At 52.9% G+C, this 15482-nt stretch carries 14 protein-coding genes; 7 read left to right on the top strand and 7 right to left on the bottom strand.

Features of this window, described 5'->3' with window-relative positions; translation table 11 throughout:
• The 4 genes from creB (at position 1) to NP589_RS03700 (ending at position 3292) form a co-directional block, all read left to right on the top strand.
• A complete protein-coding gene (creB, locus tag NP589_RS03715; RefSeq protein WP_256605765.1) occupies positions 1–693 on the top strand; it encodes a two-component system response regulator CreB in 693 nt (230 codons plus the stop codon).
• A complete protein-coding gene (gene creC / locus NP589_RS03710; protein WP_256605764.1) occupies positions 690–2120 on the top strand; it encodes a two-component system sensor histidine kinase CreC in 1431 nt (476 codons plus the stop codon). Before creB ends, creC begins: the two co-directional genes overlap by 4 nt.
• 71 nt (positions 2121–2191) lie before the next feature.
• Positions 2192–2335 (top strand): hypothetical protein, encoded by a 144-nt coding sequence (locus tag NP589_RS03705; protein WP_256605763.1) that lies wholly within the window; start codon positions 2192–2194, stop codon positions 2333–2335.
• Between the two features lie 321 nt (positions 2336–2656).
• The gene (locus NP589_RS03700; RefSeq protein WP_256605762.1) at positions 2657–3292 is read left to right on the top strand and encodes a hypothetical protein; all 636 of its coding nucleotides are present in this window, start codon (positions 2657–2659) and stop codon (positions 3290–3292) included.
• Positions 3293–3363: 71 nt separating this feature from the next.
• On the opposite strand, the gene NP589_RS03695 is transcribed toward NP589_RS03700, so the two are convergent.
• Positions 3364–3882 carry an REP-associated tyrosine transposase gene (locus NP589_RS03695; protein WP_256605761.1) on the bottom strand — a complete coding sequence of 173 codons (519 nt, stop codon included), beginning with the start codon at positions 3880–3882 and terminating at the stop codon, positions 3364–3366.
• 193 nt (positions 3883–4075) lie between these two features.
• On the opposite strand from NP589_RS03695, the gene NP589_RS03690 reads away from it, so the two are divergent.
• The 3 genes from NP589_RS03690 to NP589_RS03680 all read left to right on the top strand — a co-directional run bounded on the left by NP589_RS03690 (position 4076) and on the right by NP589_RS03680 (position 6201).
• Complete coding sequence (locus NP589_RS03690; RefSeq protein WP_256605760.1) at positions 4076–4825, top strand: flagellar brake protein; 750 nt, start codon at positions 4076–4078, stop codon at positions 4823–4825.
• Positions 4826–4999: 174 nt separating this feature from the next.
• Entirely contained in the window at positions 5000–5632 is a 633-nt protein-coding gene (locus NP589_RS21715) for a LuxR C-terminal-related transcriptional regulator (RefSeq protein ID WP_256605759.1), read from the top strand.
• A 44-nt stretch (positions 5633–5676) separates the two neighbouring features.
• Positions 5677–6201: a PepSY domain-containing protein gene (locus tag NP589_RS03680; protein WP_256605758.1), complete on the top strand. Its 525-nt coding sequence runs from the start codon at positions 5677–5679 to the stop codon at positions 6199–6201.
• Between the two features lie 128 nt (positions 6202–6329).
• On the opposite strand, the gene NP589_RS03675 is transcribed toward NP589_RS03680, so the two are convergent.
• From NP589_RS03675 to NP589_RS03650, 6 genes are read right to left on the bottom strand one after another with little or no spacing between them, the layout of a single operon-like run.
• Positions 6330–8723 (bottom strand): hypothetical protein, encoded by a 2394-nt coding sequence (locus NP589_RS03675; protein ID WP_256605757.1) that lies wholly within the window; start codon positions 8721–8723, stop codon positions 6330–6332.
• Positions 8724–8779: 56 nt separating this feature from the next.
• A complete protein-coding gene (locus NP589_RS03670; protein ID WP_256605756.1) occupies positions 8780–9643 on the bottom strand; it encodes an esterase/lipase family protein in 864 nt (287 codons plus the stop codon).
• A 22-nt stretch (positions 9644–9665) separates the two neighbouring features.
• Positions 9666–10724, bottom strand: a complete 1059-nt coding sequence (locus NP589_RS03665) for a DUF6765 family protein (RefSeq protein WP_256605755.1) — start codon at positions 10722–10724, stop codon at positions 9666–9668.
• A gap of 17 nt (positions 10725–10741) precedes the next feature.
• On the bottom strand, positions 10742–11638 hold the full coding sequence (locus tag NP589_RS03660; protein WP_256605754.1) for a glycyl-radical enzyme activating protein: 897 nt from the start codon (positions 11636–11638) through the stop codon (positions 10742–10744).
• Positions 11639–11653: 15 nt separating this feature from the next.
• Positions 11654–12307: a hypothetical protein gene (locus tag NP589_RS03655; protein ID WP_256605753.1), complete on the bottom strand. Its 654-nt coding sequence runs from the start codon at positions 12305–12307 to the stop codon at positions 11654–11656.
• Positions 12308–12320: 13 nt separating this feature from the next.
• Positions 12321–15293, bottom strand: coding sequence for a pyruvate formate lyase family protein (locus NP589_RS03650; RefSeq protein ID WP_256605752.1), 2973 nt, complete (start codon positions 15291–15293; stop codon positions 12321–12323).
• Positions 15294–15482 lie beyond the last annotated feature (189 nt).

The following is a 15482-nucleotide window of genomic DNA, read 5'->3' as shown; positions in this document are numbered from 1 at the left end:
GTGACTGCCGCGAAACGCATCTTAATCGTCGAAGACGAACCGGCGATTGCCGACACTTTGATTTACGTGCTGAACAGCAGTGGTTACCAAACCGAGCACGTCGGCCTGCTGCAAACCGCCCTGACCAAACTGCAAACTGACTCCTTCTCTCTGGCTATACTCGATGTAGGCCTGCCGGACGGTAACGGCTTTGACTTGTGCCGGCAGTTGCGGCGCTTCTCCGACATTCCGGTGATTTTTCTGACCGCGCACGGCGACGAAATCGACCGCATCGTCGGTTTGGAAATCGGCGCCGACGACTATGTGACCAAGCCGTTTAGTCCGCGTGAAGTGGCGGCCAGAGTTGGGGTAATCCTGCGCCGGCTCAATGCGGTCACCGGCACCGATCAAGCGCCGACGCTTGCCGAACAATTCGAACTGGATAGCCAAACCGGCCGCATCCGCTATTGCGGGCACTTGCTGGATTTGACCCGTTACGAATTTTTGTTGCTGAAACTGCTAATCGAGCATCCGGAACGGATTTTCTCCCGCGAACAACTGCTGGAAAGAATCTGGCAAGACCCCGGCGACGTGTTCGACCGCACCGTCGATACCCACATCAAAACCTTGCGCGCCAAACTGCGCTTGGCCGCCGCCGATCAAGACCCGATACGCACCCATCGCGGCCTGGGTTATAGCTTGCAAAGCCGATGAAGTTATCGGTACGGCTGTTTTTGGGTTATTTCCTGCTGGTGGCCGTGACCGGGCAACTGGTGCTGTTGCTGGTGGTAAAACAGATCGGCCCCGGCGTGCGCACCGCGCTGGAAGCCAGCCTGGTGGATACCGCCAACCTGCTGGCCGAATTGGCCGCGCCGGACTTGGTGCAAGGCGACATCGCCGACGGCCATTTCGCCCAAGCGGTCAAACGTTACAGCAAGCGGCCGGTATCGGCGACCATCTTCGGTTTTCCGAAACAAAGCCTGGATTACCGGGTATACGTCACCGACGCCGCCGGCATCGTCCGTTTCGACTCGGCAGGTTCGGCGCTTGGCGAAAACTATGCGCGCTGGAACGATGTGTATCTGACCCTGCAAGGCCAATACGGCGCCCGCTCCTCGCAAACCCATCCCGGCGATAAAACCAGCTCGACCATGCATGTCGCCGCGCCGGTGCGCAACGGCGAAAAGTTGATCGGCGTGGTCACCGTCGCCTACCCCACCGCCCTGCTGCAACCCATCGTCGACGCCAGCAAAAATGCCATACAACGCGGCGCCTTTTGGCTATTCGGCGGCGCTTTGCTATTCGGCGCGGTGTTCAACTGGCGCTTAACCCGCGCCATTGATTTATTGGTCGGTTACGCCCGCAACGTTGCGGCAGGCGGCAAAGCCAGTCCACCCAAATTGCGCAGCGTTGAACTGTCCACGCTGGCACAAGCCTTGGAAAGCATGCGCCGGGAATTGGAAGGCAAACAATACGTCGAACGTTATGTACAAACCCTGACCCACGAAATGAAAAGCCCACTGGCGGCCATCCGCGGCGCTGCGGAATTATTGGAAGAACCGCTACCGGATACCGACCGCCGCCGTTTTGCCGGCAACGCCAAAGACCAGGCCGAGCGCCTGGATCAATTGATAGAACGGCTGTTGGGACTTGCGGAATTAGAACAACGCCAGCAATTATCCGATCCACAGCTATTGGATTTGGCCGAACTGCTGAATAGCGTAATTGCCGAAAAGACTCCGCAAGTGCTGCAACTACATTTGCAAACCACCGTATCGCTAGACGAATCGCTAACAGTACTAGGAGAGGAGTTTTTATTGCGGCAGGCTGTTTCTAATCTATTGGATAACGCATTGGCCTTTGCACCCGCCGCTTCGGTGATCGAAATCGACGGCTGCCGCGATGGCAAGCAAGTTACCTTGCGCATCCGCGACCACGGCCCCGGTATCCCAGATTACGCGCAGGAACGTGTGTTCGAACGCTTCTACTCGCTGCCGCGCCCCAACAATGGCCGCAAGAGTACCGGTTTAGGTCTGGCCTTTGTTCGGGAAGTGGCTACGCTGCATGGCGGGGAGATACGGGTCGGTAATGCTTTGGATGGCGGGGCGGAGGCAGTGTTGAAGTTACCGACACGCAATTGAAAAACTGTACAATCGCGCTCGATGCGCTTCACTTAGTTCAGCGTATCTACGGCACTATCTTCGAGGCGGACATGACTAACTTAAAACTGGACCAAGAGGAGCGCAAGGCCGATTTGGCTGAGGCCGCCGAAGCCATCTTTAAAAAAGACAAGCGTATCAACATCAGAATATCCGTCAGGGATTTAGCGGCTTTACAACGCAGAGCCTTGCAGTAGGGTTTGCCTTATCAGACATTGGTTGCCAGCGTGTTGCATAAATATGCCTCGGGGAGTCTGCGGTACGTTATGGTGGAAAATATTCGGAGTTAGCAAGCATCCAGTATCCTCACTGGTGTTTCATGACATATTTGATATTCACGTATGCCGTCGATTGGCTTGCTGGTATACGTCATTTGTTAGCTTTTGAACTCCGGCGCATGACGTTTCGCTGATGCGCCCTACGCGGGCTGGGTTAACTTTTTAAACCGGGAGAGCTGATTGGAGAATTTCAGACTATAGCTGCATACGCTACGCCTTTTTATAACTGGAGTGTTCAAAATGGAAAAATATGTTTTTAGTGGTTTAAATGCCTCGATTTTGCCAATTTTGGTGTCGGTGTTATTGGCTATCGTGCCTCTTAAGATGGCTTCGGCTAGTGTGTTAGGACATTTTGATGTCAAGTCTTTGGGTGGCACGATAGGCCTAGTCGATTACTTATGGGTTACGGTCGATTTTGGTGGCAATCAGAATTTAGCCATGCCTACGACGGGTGGTGTTGCGATTGACATTATTTTGTCGGAAAGCGATGCAGGACGGACTTTTATTGTCAATTCAGGTGCTGAGTTTGACCAAGCGGTTGGCTATTTAAGCAACGGTATTAACGATAGCATTACGTCTTGGGTTATTGATGGTAGTGTTGGTGGTGGTGTTGGTAGTTTTGCCAATGAAGCTTATTTTTTCTTTGGCGATATCTCGGGTGCAAACGGAATCGATTTTGCTGGGTACTCGATAGATAGTATTAGTCTGGCAGTCACTGAGCTAAGTTTTACCCAATCCTCTGACTGGACTGATGTAATTTTTAAAGCATCTGTAGCTATAAATGGAAGTCCAGTGCCGATACCTGGTGGGACTTACTTATTTGCTTCTGGTTTAGTGTTTGTTTGGGGTTGTAGAAAAGGTCAGGGTGCGCGCTAGCGTTCCCTGACAACTTAGCTTCGAATTGTCACGTAGCCGCTCTCGCGCCAACGTGCCCTACGAAATCCGAGTTACTCAAAATTCAAAGCCTGTATGCTGTCGGCTGTTTGCTGAACGCCCCAACCCTTTGGATAGCGACCCTTGGCTTGGTGGGCCAAAAACGACGACCAAAGGTAATCCGCCGGATTGGACACCAACCGATGTTTGACCGGGTTGTAATGGACGTAGTCCATATGCCGGTGCAGGTCGTCGGTATCGCGGATCAGATGATCCCAAAATCGCCGTTGCCAAAGCATGACGGGTTGGTTGGCGTTATGTTCTCGCTTCCAACGATGAGTGAAACGCAGTTTTACTGATTGCACGATGCCGGAAAAACTGCCATCCGACTCCGGTAAGATTAGCCAATGGAAATGGTCTTCGAGAACGGCATAGGCTAGCATGCGGAATGGCTTATTTTCTTTGACTTCGCGCATCACGCTTAACAACAACGCCTTTTCGGCTGCGTCGGCGAGTATCGGTTTGCGCCGATAACAAACCGCCGTAATGAAAACCGGCCGGTTGTCTGCGGGGTATCTGCGAATTTTGGTCATCGGCGGTAATGAGTCGGTTTACAAGGAGTTGCCGGCAGTTTGTTTACTCTGAGGTTTGGGTGCGGGCGCTCCCTGACCTACATGTCTACACTTCACCACATTAAAAAATTAAAGACGACGGCTTTCAAGCCTGCAACAACCCGCTTTTTAACGTATATTTTCCGAATATTTGCAAAACCGATGATCACTATCGATGGAAAACGACTACGCGATTTTTACCCAGAAACAGATTGTCAATTACCTAACGGAAATCCAGCAACGTAATTGCATTTTGTCCGCTCGCTATGGGGCCGATAATCAAGCGTTTCTGACCGCGATTGTGCAAATCGACCCTAAGCGCAATATCTTGGCGATAGACGTGGCGCCTAAACAAGAATTGACGGATCGCTTGCTATTGAGCGACCGTGTGCATTTCTCCACGCAGGTCGATGGGATCGAGGCGGCATTTCATGGGGTGAACATCAAATTGGCGCAAGGCAAGCATGGTGCGGTGTTGACCATGCCTTTGCCGGATAGGCTGCATTGGCGGCAGCGGCGTAATTATTATCGGGTGAAAGTACCGCAATCGCATGTCGGCACGTATTGCCAATTCGGTTTTAACATGACCGATGCGAATGGCGAGCAAATATCCCTGGTTAAAATATTCAAGCTCATGGATATTGGCTTATGCGGGCTGGCTTTATGCAACCCGGACCATGATTTACAACAGAATTTGGCCTCTGTCGAAGCAGACAGTTGCACCTTATTCCTGCACGACCAAGAACATCACCACGCCGACGTCGGGCTGCGCGCCAAATACAGTATCGATGTCAAAACCAGCACGATAAGCACGGCGCATCGGATAGGTTTTCAATTTACCGCCATTTCTCCGGCTTTTGAGAGCAGCGTGCAGATCTATATGCAATCTATAGAACGGATGCTGAAAAATATCGATAGTCATTAGTTCAGCGTTAACACACCCTGTTTCTGTTAATCTCCAAGTCAGATGGGCTCAAACCAAAAACGCCTGATCACAGCGCAATGTCATCGTTAGCCATTGATGCCAGAGAACAATGCCTTTCTTACCACGAGGGCTTAGGTTTGCAATTCCACCCGTTTAGACAATAGGCAAGATATCGTGTCAGTCATCAGACTATTGCTACCCGCACCAGGGTTTGCAGAAATTAGCGTTAATCCGGAAGAGTTGGAGAAACACGGCATTGTCATCATAACAACCGAGCCACATACTGCGGAACCGATGAATTTCGCGACTATGGACATAGCCATGATCGATGGTGATGCGGCCTTGCAAGACAATCTGACCCTGATCGATCAAATAAAAGCCATCGCACCCTCCTGTAAACTTATAGTCTTGCTTCGCCATTCCAGCACCGATGCCGTGACTTATATGCAGGCAGGGGTGACGGGGCTGTTGAGATTGATTCCCGACACGATGAAATTGGCCGAGATCATCCGCAAGATTATGCAAGGTGAATATTACCTGGATCAAAACATCGCGCAGTTGTTGGCCATGCGGCAGATCAAAAAACAGCTGGAACCGTTCAGCGCGCTCAGCTCACGGGAATTCGATGTATTTTGTCTGTTAGCCGAAGACTGTTCACTGCAAGCGATAGCTTCGCAATTAGGCATCAGCAGTAAAACCGTGTCCAATTGCCAAACTCAAATCAAACTGAAACTGGCTATCGATAATCGAGGCTCGCTCAGAAAGTTCGCGGATTGCCATGGCTTGATTATCGATAACAGCGTATGATTCCCGTTATCCGGGAATTTTTCCTTTTATTTGCGAGGTAGCTTATGAAAAAGTCATTATTAACAGTATCTGTATTAGCCGGTTTCGGCATGTTGTCCGCTAACGCCGTAGCAGCCGATCAAGGCCTGGAAAACTGCATCCAAGCCGTGAAAAAAGAAAAGTCAGGCGAGTTGGTCAAACTGGAAAAGCTTAACGTAGCCGGCAAAGGGGCTTATGAACTGGAACTGCGCGACAGCAATCGCCAGGAATGGGAATTCATGTGCGATGCCGACAGCGGCAAGCTGACCGAAAAAGAATCCGAGGTGGCCGATTCTAATAGTCAGCCATTCAAAAAGAATGTCAAAGTCACCGAGGAAGATGCCGCGGCGATTGCGCTAAAAGCCAACCCCGGCAAGATTGAGGAAGTCGAATACGAAGTTGAGGAAAACGGCAGCTCGTCGTATGAATTCGACATCGTCAGCGACAAAGGCGTAGAAACCAAAATTGAAGTGGACGCCGCCAGCGGAAAAATCATCGAAACCGCTACCGAGGAATGGGAAATCGGCGAGGAAACTGACGAAAAACGTTAATTCCATCCCCTGATAAAAAGCCTTGTCAAAGGGACTCTCGCAACCAGAGTCCCCGCGGCAGTCAAACCGATTCGTTTATGCCAAACACCGTCATAAACCACTGTTAGCCGATATGGCTTATCCGCTATTCATACTTGGGTATTGATATCAAAGCCTATTGCCTGCCGATGTTTCTCCCAGGTGTTATCCAGCAATAGAAAATAACCGAATAACTGGTATTGGTAGTCCGCCGGATCGGTAGCCGAGTGAAACGGCACTAGCAAGGCGGTGGAATAAATCAGTTGGCCCAGGAACAAGCCTTCGGCAATTTCCACCAGCTCGTCCAGGCAGGTACCTATCGGCGCCGGACCGCCAATCAGCGGGTAGCGATAATGGAACTGGAACACTGTCTTGGGCTTATCCGGCCCATTGTTCATCGGCAAAATCGATTCCCTATCATCTACACCCAAGAAGCTATAACCCTGCCTGACGAACGGTGACGGTCCGGCATCGGCTAATTGTTGAATGGAAGGCAGCGGCGGGTGGTAATTCATATCCAATACCCGGAACAAGGCGTCAGTCGGCAGAATGCGCGAATCCTGGATGTTATTGCCAAATACCCAGTGTTCGGCGGCTTCCCGTTCCCAGTAGGCCTTGTCAGTTTTCGACATACCTCGGTCCCAACTGCCGCTGCTGAGATGTTCGGCGTAAACACCCGGCTGTTGCCAATAATGCTCACGATTTTTCTCGACCAAGGCGTAATGCGGAAAGCTGGCCGGATGGGCTTTTAGCTCGGCCACCCGCTCCGGATAGCGTTGCGCCAGATCGTCGCTTTCGTCCAGCAGCATACTCAATTTGCGACCGCTGATACGCTCGAAAGACTTGCCGGCCCACGGAAAAATAAAGCGGCCGATATTGGCCCATACCGCATTCAGCAAATTGGGTGCGCGCGGATCGTTTTGCAGCTTATCGGCCAGCGCGGCCGGAATCATACTGTGTTCCTGCAAGCTGCGGGCGATGTTGGCGATAAAGCTGTCGCCAAAGCCCCAATGCAAATTTAGCGTGGCACCGTGGTAATAATCAAAGCCGCTGCACGGATCGCTCTGCCCATACCAATCGCGCGCTTCCGGCGCATCGAAACGGGTGTTGTAGCCTCTGCCCTGACCTTGAAACACGCCATCGGCGATGTGTGGCGCAACGCCGCAGCGAAACAATCGATTCAACACTTCAAAATGCCGCAGGTGATCGTCGAAACCGCTGGCTGCGGAAATTTTGCCCTGCTGGCGTTGCAACATCTGCAAAATGGATTCGCCTGGCTGCAGTAACTCGCGCACATCGCCATCGGCATTTTTAGGCGACGCTTCCAAACAAAAGGTTGTGAATTTACGCTGCAACTCGGGATCATCGCGCCAACCAGTCACCCAATCCACGCCGTCCGCTACGGCGTCCGGTTGGGCGCGCCTAGGTTTGTCATAGCCCAGTTCCTTCCAGCCACTCTCGCCGGGCCGAGGCCGTAAATTGGGGAAGGCTTCGTCCGCAAACGCTTCCCTGGCGCGTGCGGTATCTATCATCAAAAAGAAGCCGTTATTTTGGTAGCCGTAATCGACCGAGTTATCGCCGGTATAGGCTTCGCCCAACTCCCACTCTGGCGGATGATCGCCAAACAACGGTAACTGCAACGTACCCAAGCTGTAATGATGGGTGGCCATGACCAATTGCCCCAGATAGACGCCATCCTCGATCTGTACCAACTCGTCGATTAAGCGGGTCATCGGGAACGCCGGATGCAAATCATGCCAACGATAATTGAGCTGATAAACGGCTTTACCGTACATGTCTGGAACCACGGACTTGCCAGGCAAGGACAGGAAAATTCCACCGGTTTTTACATACGGAATGGCTTTTTCTTTGGCCAAATTTTGCGTAAGCAATTGGCTATCGAAGCCCTGTGCCTTGGTATCCAACGGCCGGTCCCGCAGATTCCAGAACTGGGTGAGCACCGGCATGCCCAAGCTTTGAATGAAATTGGGATCATCCGGTTCGCGGAAAAAATTCCGGCCGATGCGAGCCGTTTCCGGATCGAAATTAAAGATCGCGACCGGATCGTGGCCGCATTTGGCGGCAAATACCTCTTTAGCCACCGGCTCAAAGGTCTTACCCATCCATAAACCGGTACTGGCGTAAGTGACATTCCACAGGGTTGCCATCCATTCCAGATGCGCGAGCATGGAGCGGTTCTCGCCGTGTTTCTTGGCGGCTTCCTTGAAATAATCGCTATCGCGGATGGACATCGACACACCTATCATCGGCCCGTCCAGCGGCGTACTGGTGCCGCACTTGAAAAGGGTCAGCAGTTTTTCGTGGATACCGTCCCACTCATCCCGGCGCAGGTTATCGCCCAAAATCTTGCGATAGCTGCCGAGCATAGGCAGTGCGCCGGCTTTGAGATCGTTGTTGATAATGGCGTCGAGAGCGCTTGCCAGTGCTTGCTGTTCTTGCGCGGACGCGGTTGGGAAATTGGCGACATTGAGATAGTTGTTCATGGTCCTTCCCCTGCACTTGTTATATTTTCTGCTTAGGCCGGACGGTTAAGCCCCGCTTAAAAGCCTTGTTGTTTTAGGTCTTTGACGATGTCGAGATACACTGCCGGTACATTGAAATGTGTCAGCAGCACGCCGCGATAGTCCACCAAGTCGCCATGCGACAAGCCGTGGTCCGGATTGCCCTCGCCTATCAGCCCGCGAAATCTACCCCATTGGCAGGATAGCGTGGAGACCATGCCGTCGTTGTCGCCTTCTGTGCGCTTCAGCAACACATGGGTGGCAGCAAAAACCGGGTCGTCGATAGCCCGGCGCATCAGGGTGCCGTAGCTTTGGTAGTAAACGCCCGGCATATCGGGTACCTGTTGATTAAATTCCGCCAGATACTTATGAGTCAGCTGTCGAATGGCCATACCCGCTTGCGGGCTTTTATCGCCGGTGATTCTGGCCAAGATGTCCATCGCCCCAAATCCCAAGCGCTGCATCAGGCGTTTGAAGAAATTTATGCTCAACAGGTTTTGGGTATCGGGAATGTCGCCAGCCACCAGATCCGCCACGGCCGAGCCATGATGAGGGGTGCAAACCGTAGTCAGACTTGCGACCTTATCGGCCATATCCAATTTGGAAATCAGATAGCGCGCTTCCAGGCCGCCTTTGGAATGAGCGATGATATTGACCTTTACCGAACCGGTCTCAGTAAGTACCTGTTCAATATTTGGCTTCAGCGCGAGCGCGCTGTTTTCATGACTATTCCAGGCATCCAGACCGCCCTGAAAAACCCGAGCACCGGCGGCCTCCAGGGTTTTAGAAATACGTCCCCAGGCGTTCAGCATCAACATATCGTCGCGGTAGCCGATGCCGTGTAACAAGACAATGGGGTATAGGGTACGGCAAGATAGATCGGCTTCGGTATTGGCGTTCATGAGTTGTCTCCTACTTATCGGCTTAGCCCGCGCAAATGCCGTACTTGGGCAAAATGTCGTGCAGCACCGTCAAGCGATGCAATTGCAAGGCGTCGTGGAATAACTTCCAATTACTGCTTAAAAATCCAGGCTTATAGGGGTGAACGCGCAGATCCCAACTGCTGCCCAAGGCTTTTTCCTTCCAGGACCCCACACCTTCCGCGACGTAACTAATCTCGGCGCTGCCGAAACTGAATTTTTCGCCGTTAAAGCCGTTTTTGACGATATCCAGCCATCTGGTATGACGCGTTTTATCTTCTTTAATTTTTAATTCCAGAAAAATTTTATTCAGTAAAGCCTTATCGGCGGCCGGTAAGCCGCTGGGGGTTTTATTCAGGTACTGCTGCATGACTTTACACATCGCATCCGCAGCCTTGCAAAAATCCGTAGGGTTATCGCGATCAATCCAAACACCGCGACCGTTCTTATACTGCCAATGCAAAAACGGTAGATCGGGAAACATCTTGGCGCGACCATGACCTAAGGGCGGAATGAAATCGTCCAGCCAATCTTCCAACATATGCTGGAGTTGCTTGGCATACATACCGGAGCTTTTGATTTCTCTGGCATGTTCCACTTCATTTATCTCGTGAATTACCCCGGCGAAGCCTTGGTGCGACCAGGTATCCGCATACACATGCAGCGCAATCCCCAGCCGATGCAGACTGTACGGTTTGCCCTTATCGTTTAACGCCGCCTGCACCATCTCCTTGGCCGGCGGGCTATCCGGCAGGCAGACAATTTTTTGGATAAACGTACCGTCCGGATCCTCGCCCGGCCCTTTGCCGCCGTTACCCGGCAGAAAATGGAACGGCAACCAGATCAGATGGTTGTAATCGTTGTTCAAATTGCCGACATCGGTGCTTTTATGCGAGGAATGAATCCGCGCATAAAACGCGTCGTTGTCGAAATGCACGACGCCTTCGCTGACGGCATCGTCAACGTATTGCGCCGAATAGGCAATGATGTCGGCTTGATCATGATCGAACCCGGCCGAGCGGGCGGTGACATAGGTGACGGCGTGATGGAAATCGGTTTGCATGATGACTCTCCTTGAATTCAACTGGCTTGCAAGCAATCGATACAGTGTTCGATCTCGGTATCGCTCATGAATGCGCTGTGCCGATACTCGACATCGATACCAAAGCACTGCAGCTTGTCCAGCCATAATGGGTTATAAGGCAGGGCGCTGACCTGCTTGATCCGGTGCTCCCGCAAAAATCGGGCTATGCCGCGCAGATTTTCATCGGTGGCGGTAATCTCGGGGATCAATGGAATGCGTATCTTGACCGGAATCTCGGCGCTCTCGGTCAGGCGCAGCAAATTGTCCAGAATGGGCCGATTGGAATGACCGGTGTGCTGAATGCTGGCGGCTTCGTCTATCAGTTTCAGATCGAAATAGATCAAATCCAGCCAGGGCAGCAGCAGGCGGGCAAAGCGCCCAAAATTGAACATGCCGTTGGTTTCGATGGCGGTTCGAATGCCGGCGGCTTTGAGTTTTTTGAAAAATTCGTGCAGAAAATTCATCTGCATGGTGCATTCGCCACCCGAGACCGTGACACCGCCGCCGGTGGCGTCGAAAAAGGGCTTGTCGATGGTCACCCGATAAAACAGCTCATCCACATTCAGCCATTTCCCGACTTTCTCCAAGGCATGCCGCGAGCACGCCGTTGCGCAGCGCCCGCAGCTGTCGCAAAGTTCTCGATCAAGTCGCAGTTGCCGGTCCTGCAGGGTTAAGGCTTTTAATTTACAAGCCTTGAGACAAGGCTGCTCGCAGTCGTGCGCATGACATAACTCGGCACGAAAAGACAGCGACGGCCCCGGAGCTATGCCTTCGGGATTTTGACACCAACTGCAACTCAGCGGACAGCCTTTGAAAAACACCGTAGTGCGGATACCCGGCCCGTCCTCACTGGTATTGCGTTTGATATCGAAGATGTAGGCTTTGCTGTCCATCTTCCTGCTCCATATTCAGGCCGCTTTGGGAAGATCCAGGGACAACTGGATATCCGTTGCAATAGCGCCCAGTTTAAACAGATGGCCGACGTGGCCGGTCAATTGCACCAGATTCTCCAGCAACAAACCGACAATATCGACACCGGAACGGCCCAGCAGGCCGATAATGGATTGCACGTCCTTGAAGCGCACGACCAGATCAACTTGGCTAGGGTCACTCTCAACCTGGTCAGCCTGGCTTTCGGTCAGCACTTGCGTATCGACCAGCGCCAGCGAGTTCAGCGCCTGTCCGAATGGGGTTTTGATATACAGTGCCTCGGGATTGGGGCAAAACCGCAGCAACACATTCATATCGTCGCCGCGCCGGCTGGTGCGGATCAGAAACTTGCCTTGGTAATAACGGCAGCCGTTCGGCGCGGCGGGATCGAGAATCACGAAATTCTCCTCGAAAAACGCATTGGCCTTGGCGGCTTGCGCCGCATCCAGATGGCAATCGCGCAATAAATAGCCAAATCCCAAACGTAGCGCGACAGCCATGCCTCCGGCCAGTAAACGGCCTTGGACCTTATCCAGCACCGCCGGCAATTCGCCGGCCTGGGTCGCGGCATTCGTACCCAACTTCAAGGTTTTTTGTAAATTCGGTAATAAACAGGGAAATCCGGCATGCATGACAGCTCTCCTTCTAAAGCGCGTTGAGCGTATGCTGCTCGGCGCCAGTATCCAAGCCGAAATTGGCTCTTTGAATAATCTCTTTGCGCATCTGCGGACTGAGCGTAACAAAGTACGCCGAATAACCCGCTACCCGTATCATCAGATCCTTGAACGGTTCCAGCGCTTTATGTTCGGCCTCGCCGGCGCCGGATTGCCCGGCGGCCGTGGCGGCGCGGTCGGCGGCGACCAAGTCGTTGATCGACGATACGCACATTTGCACCAGTACGCCGTTTTGGTCGGCAAAGGCCTTCATATAGCGCGAGAACAATTCGGTGTCCTCTTCGAAATGGCCGCGATCGCGGGTGGTTAGGCTGAGGTTGTAGGTATAGCCGTTCTGTACCGTATTGGCATTCACGGAAGTGACCGACAACATATGATCCAGCAAATTGACCGGCTCGCCGTTGGCTTTCACCACACCCGGACACGGCGTGATGCCGCTGGCGAAAGACTCGCCGCTACGCCGGCCATTGGGTGTGGCCTTGGTCAACATCCCAAAACCGGCATGATTGGTCATGCTCCAATAACCGGGCAGATAGCGCCCGCCGCGATGAGTGCGATATTGAGCAAACACCTCTTGCAACATTTCGGTCAGCAGATGCGTGTATTTAACAGCGGTGGCGTTGTTGTAAATACCGCCGGGGGTTTGGTCGACGCCAGCGCCGTATTTGGGGGCCTGGCGCACCATTTCCTTGATTTGTTTTAACCGCTCTTTACTCAGATTGGGCAAACTGAGCGGCGCATCTTCGGGATGCAACCAGTTTTGCACCCGCGCCAAAAATGCCGCCCAGGCACTTTTTGGCTGTAAGCTGTTTTCATCGAAATCGGCCTGCATCGCCGCCAGTAATTCGCCGGCCGAGATTTTGCCGCTAAATACCAGAGCATCCAACACACAGAACGAGTCGATCACGTCGGCCAAACCAATCACCGCGATACCGGCGGAATTGTATTTGGCGCCGCCGGCGGATACGTCACGAAAACTGGCACCATCACTGTCCGGCGTATTGGTGGGACCGGTGAACAGCCCGGACAAGAACGGCGACTGCCTGGATTGTTCGTAGAAACGGCCGAAGTAATTGTTGCATTGCACGACATGCCGGGCCATTTCGTTCAATTGAAACCTAAAGGCCTCGATAAAGGCTTGCATGCTGTCGATTTGGAGCAACGGCTGCGTAGTGTAGCGCTCGTCACCGTAGAACAGATTGGGCGATTTTGGCGCCACGCCATCACTGCGGTGCTTGCCGCCGTACAAAGCCAGTTCCAACACCGCCGGCAGTACCATCAGGGTGGAACCGGTGTTGCCGTAATGTTTATGCGCGGCATTTTCTTCGATGCAACCTATCGAGGTGTAATCATAAGCATCCGCCAAGGCTTCTTCCGCGCTAATACCGGCATGCGCCGCATAGTAATTGGCCATGGCCGGAACCACCGCCGCATCGCCATGCAGCGCCGGTGTGGCTCGGGTCAGGATATTCACCTGGCAAATGCGTCTTAAATACGGGTCCATCACTTCGACCGGCAGCGGCTTGCCTTGCGCGTCGCGGTGATGCACATCCCGGTGATAGCGGGCATGCACGTTCGGGTCACGAATCGACAAAATCTCCGTGGCTTTCAGAATGATATAGGTCATGTCATTGACTGCATCGACAACTTGGCCGTTTTCGTAGCGAGTGCCGCCCACGGTCAGAGCTTGATTGGAGCCGCTACCGGCAAACAAGGTTTCCGAACCTGACGTAGACAGCGGCACATGGTCGGAACAATGCAGAAAGAAATGGCTGACCAGTTCCACCGCCCGGCGGGTATAGCCGTCCTGCGCTTGGGGGCTATCCAGTTTCTGCCAATCGGCCAGATAGAACGGGTTGAGGATTTGATCCAGGCGGCCGATGGAAAATCCGAAATTGGTGTTTTCTTGCAGCAATAGGTGATAGCAAATCCAGACTACCGCCAGCGCTTCGTGCAAAGTTGCTGCGGGCTGTGCCGGGACCTTGCGACAGATTGCAGCTAGCGCCTGATTGCCAGCGCGGTCGGCGACTTCGGCCAAATGCTGCGCGTAAATTTTGGCGCCGTCGTATACCGCGATGACGCCTTCCAAAAATTCAATTTGCTGTGCCGTGGTCGCCGCGCCATTGGCGATATCCTGTCTGGCCCGTTCGATTAGACCATCGAAGCCGTATTTCAACACCCGTTCGAAATCCGGCACCGTATGCGAAACACAAGTGGCTTTATCAGATAGAAAGAAAGCCACGCGCTCCATTAATTCCTGGGCTTTCGGGGTTTGTCCGGCTTTTTTACGTAACGGTGGATCGATGGAGGGTGGGTAACTGCCGGCTACCCTGTCCCGATTTTCATATTCGGCGCTATCGTAATCGCTATAGCGGGCTAGTTCCTGGATTGGCTTCTGTTCCAACCAAAATGGAAATATCTCCCGATTCAGGCGGTCGGCCACTTCCGGGCGAATCTTGAACGGATTTTGGGCGCGGGTCGTGACGGTTTTCAGTTCCGGCCAGATGCAATAGCCTATCGTGTCGGCGTAAACCACCGGACCGACGAAGCTGGTGGTGGTTTGGCCAGGCAGCAAATCGTCGGCTTTCACGATCGCGGCTTTGTTGGCAAATATATGATGCAGCGCTTGGGCTCGCCGGGTATAAGGCGGCAAGGCCTGATTCTCGGGCTTGCGCAAGAACTCGGTCAGCAAGCGCGGCAACTCGTCGCAAATCTCCGGAGTCCCTTCCGGCGCGAACAACTTTTCGCGCCAGGCGCTTACGACCGGGAACTGTTCCAGCGTGATGTTGCGTAGCGCCAAATCCTTCAGCGTTTTAATTTTCTGGAAGTCTTGATTGGCGATGGGAAATAAATCGATTTTAGCGGAGCCGGAGTCCGGCAATGAGGAACTCTTGCCGAGTTCTACCGAAATACCGCCGTCGGCTGATGGATATAGAACAGACATGTTCAATCTCCTTTACAACAGAGCGATCCCTCGAAAGCGTATGCCGGCTGCTTGCGGCTTGATCGCCAGCTCCCTGCCCCGGCACATTTTTGTGATGTGCATCTAAATTATAGATCAATCCTTGCAATATGTAAGGAAATTATCTGGCGCTAATTACCGGTATGCCAGTGGCTATTTTGAAGTTTTAAT

The sequence above is a fragment of the Methylomonas rosea genome (assembly GCF_024505055.1).
Lineage (GTDB): Bacteria > Pseudomonadota > Gammaproteobacteria > Methylococcales > Methylomonadaceae > Methylomonas > Methylomonas rosea.
The sequence above is the reverse complement of the archived record's forward strand: the minus strand, read 5'-3'. Positions and strand labels throughout refer to the sequence as shown.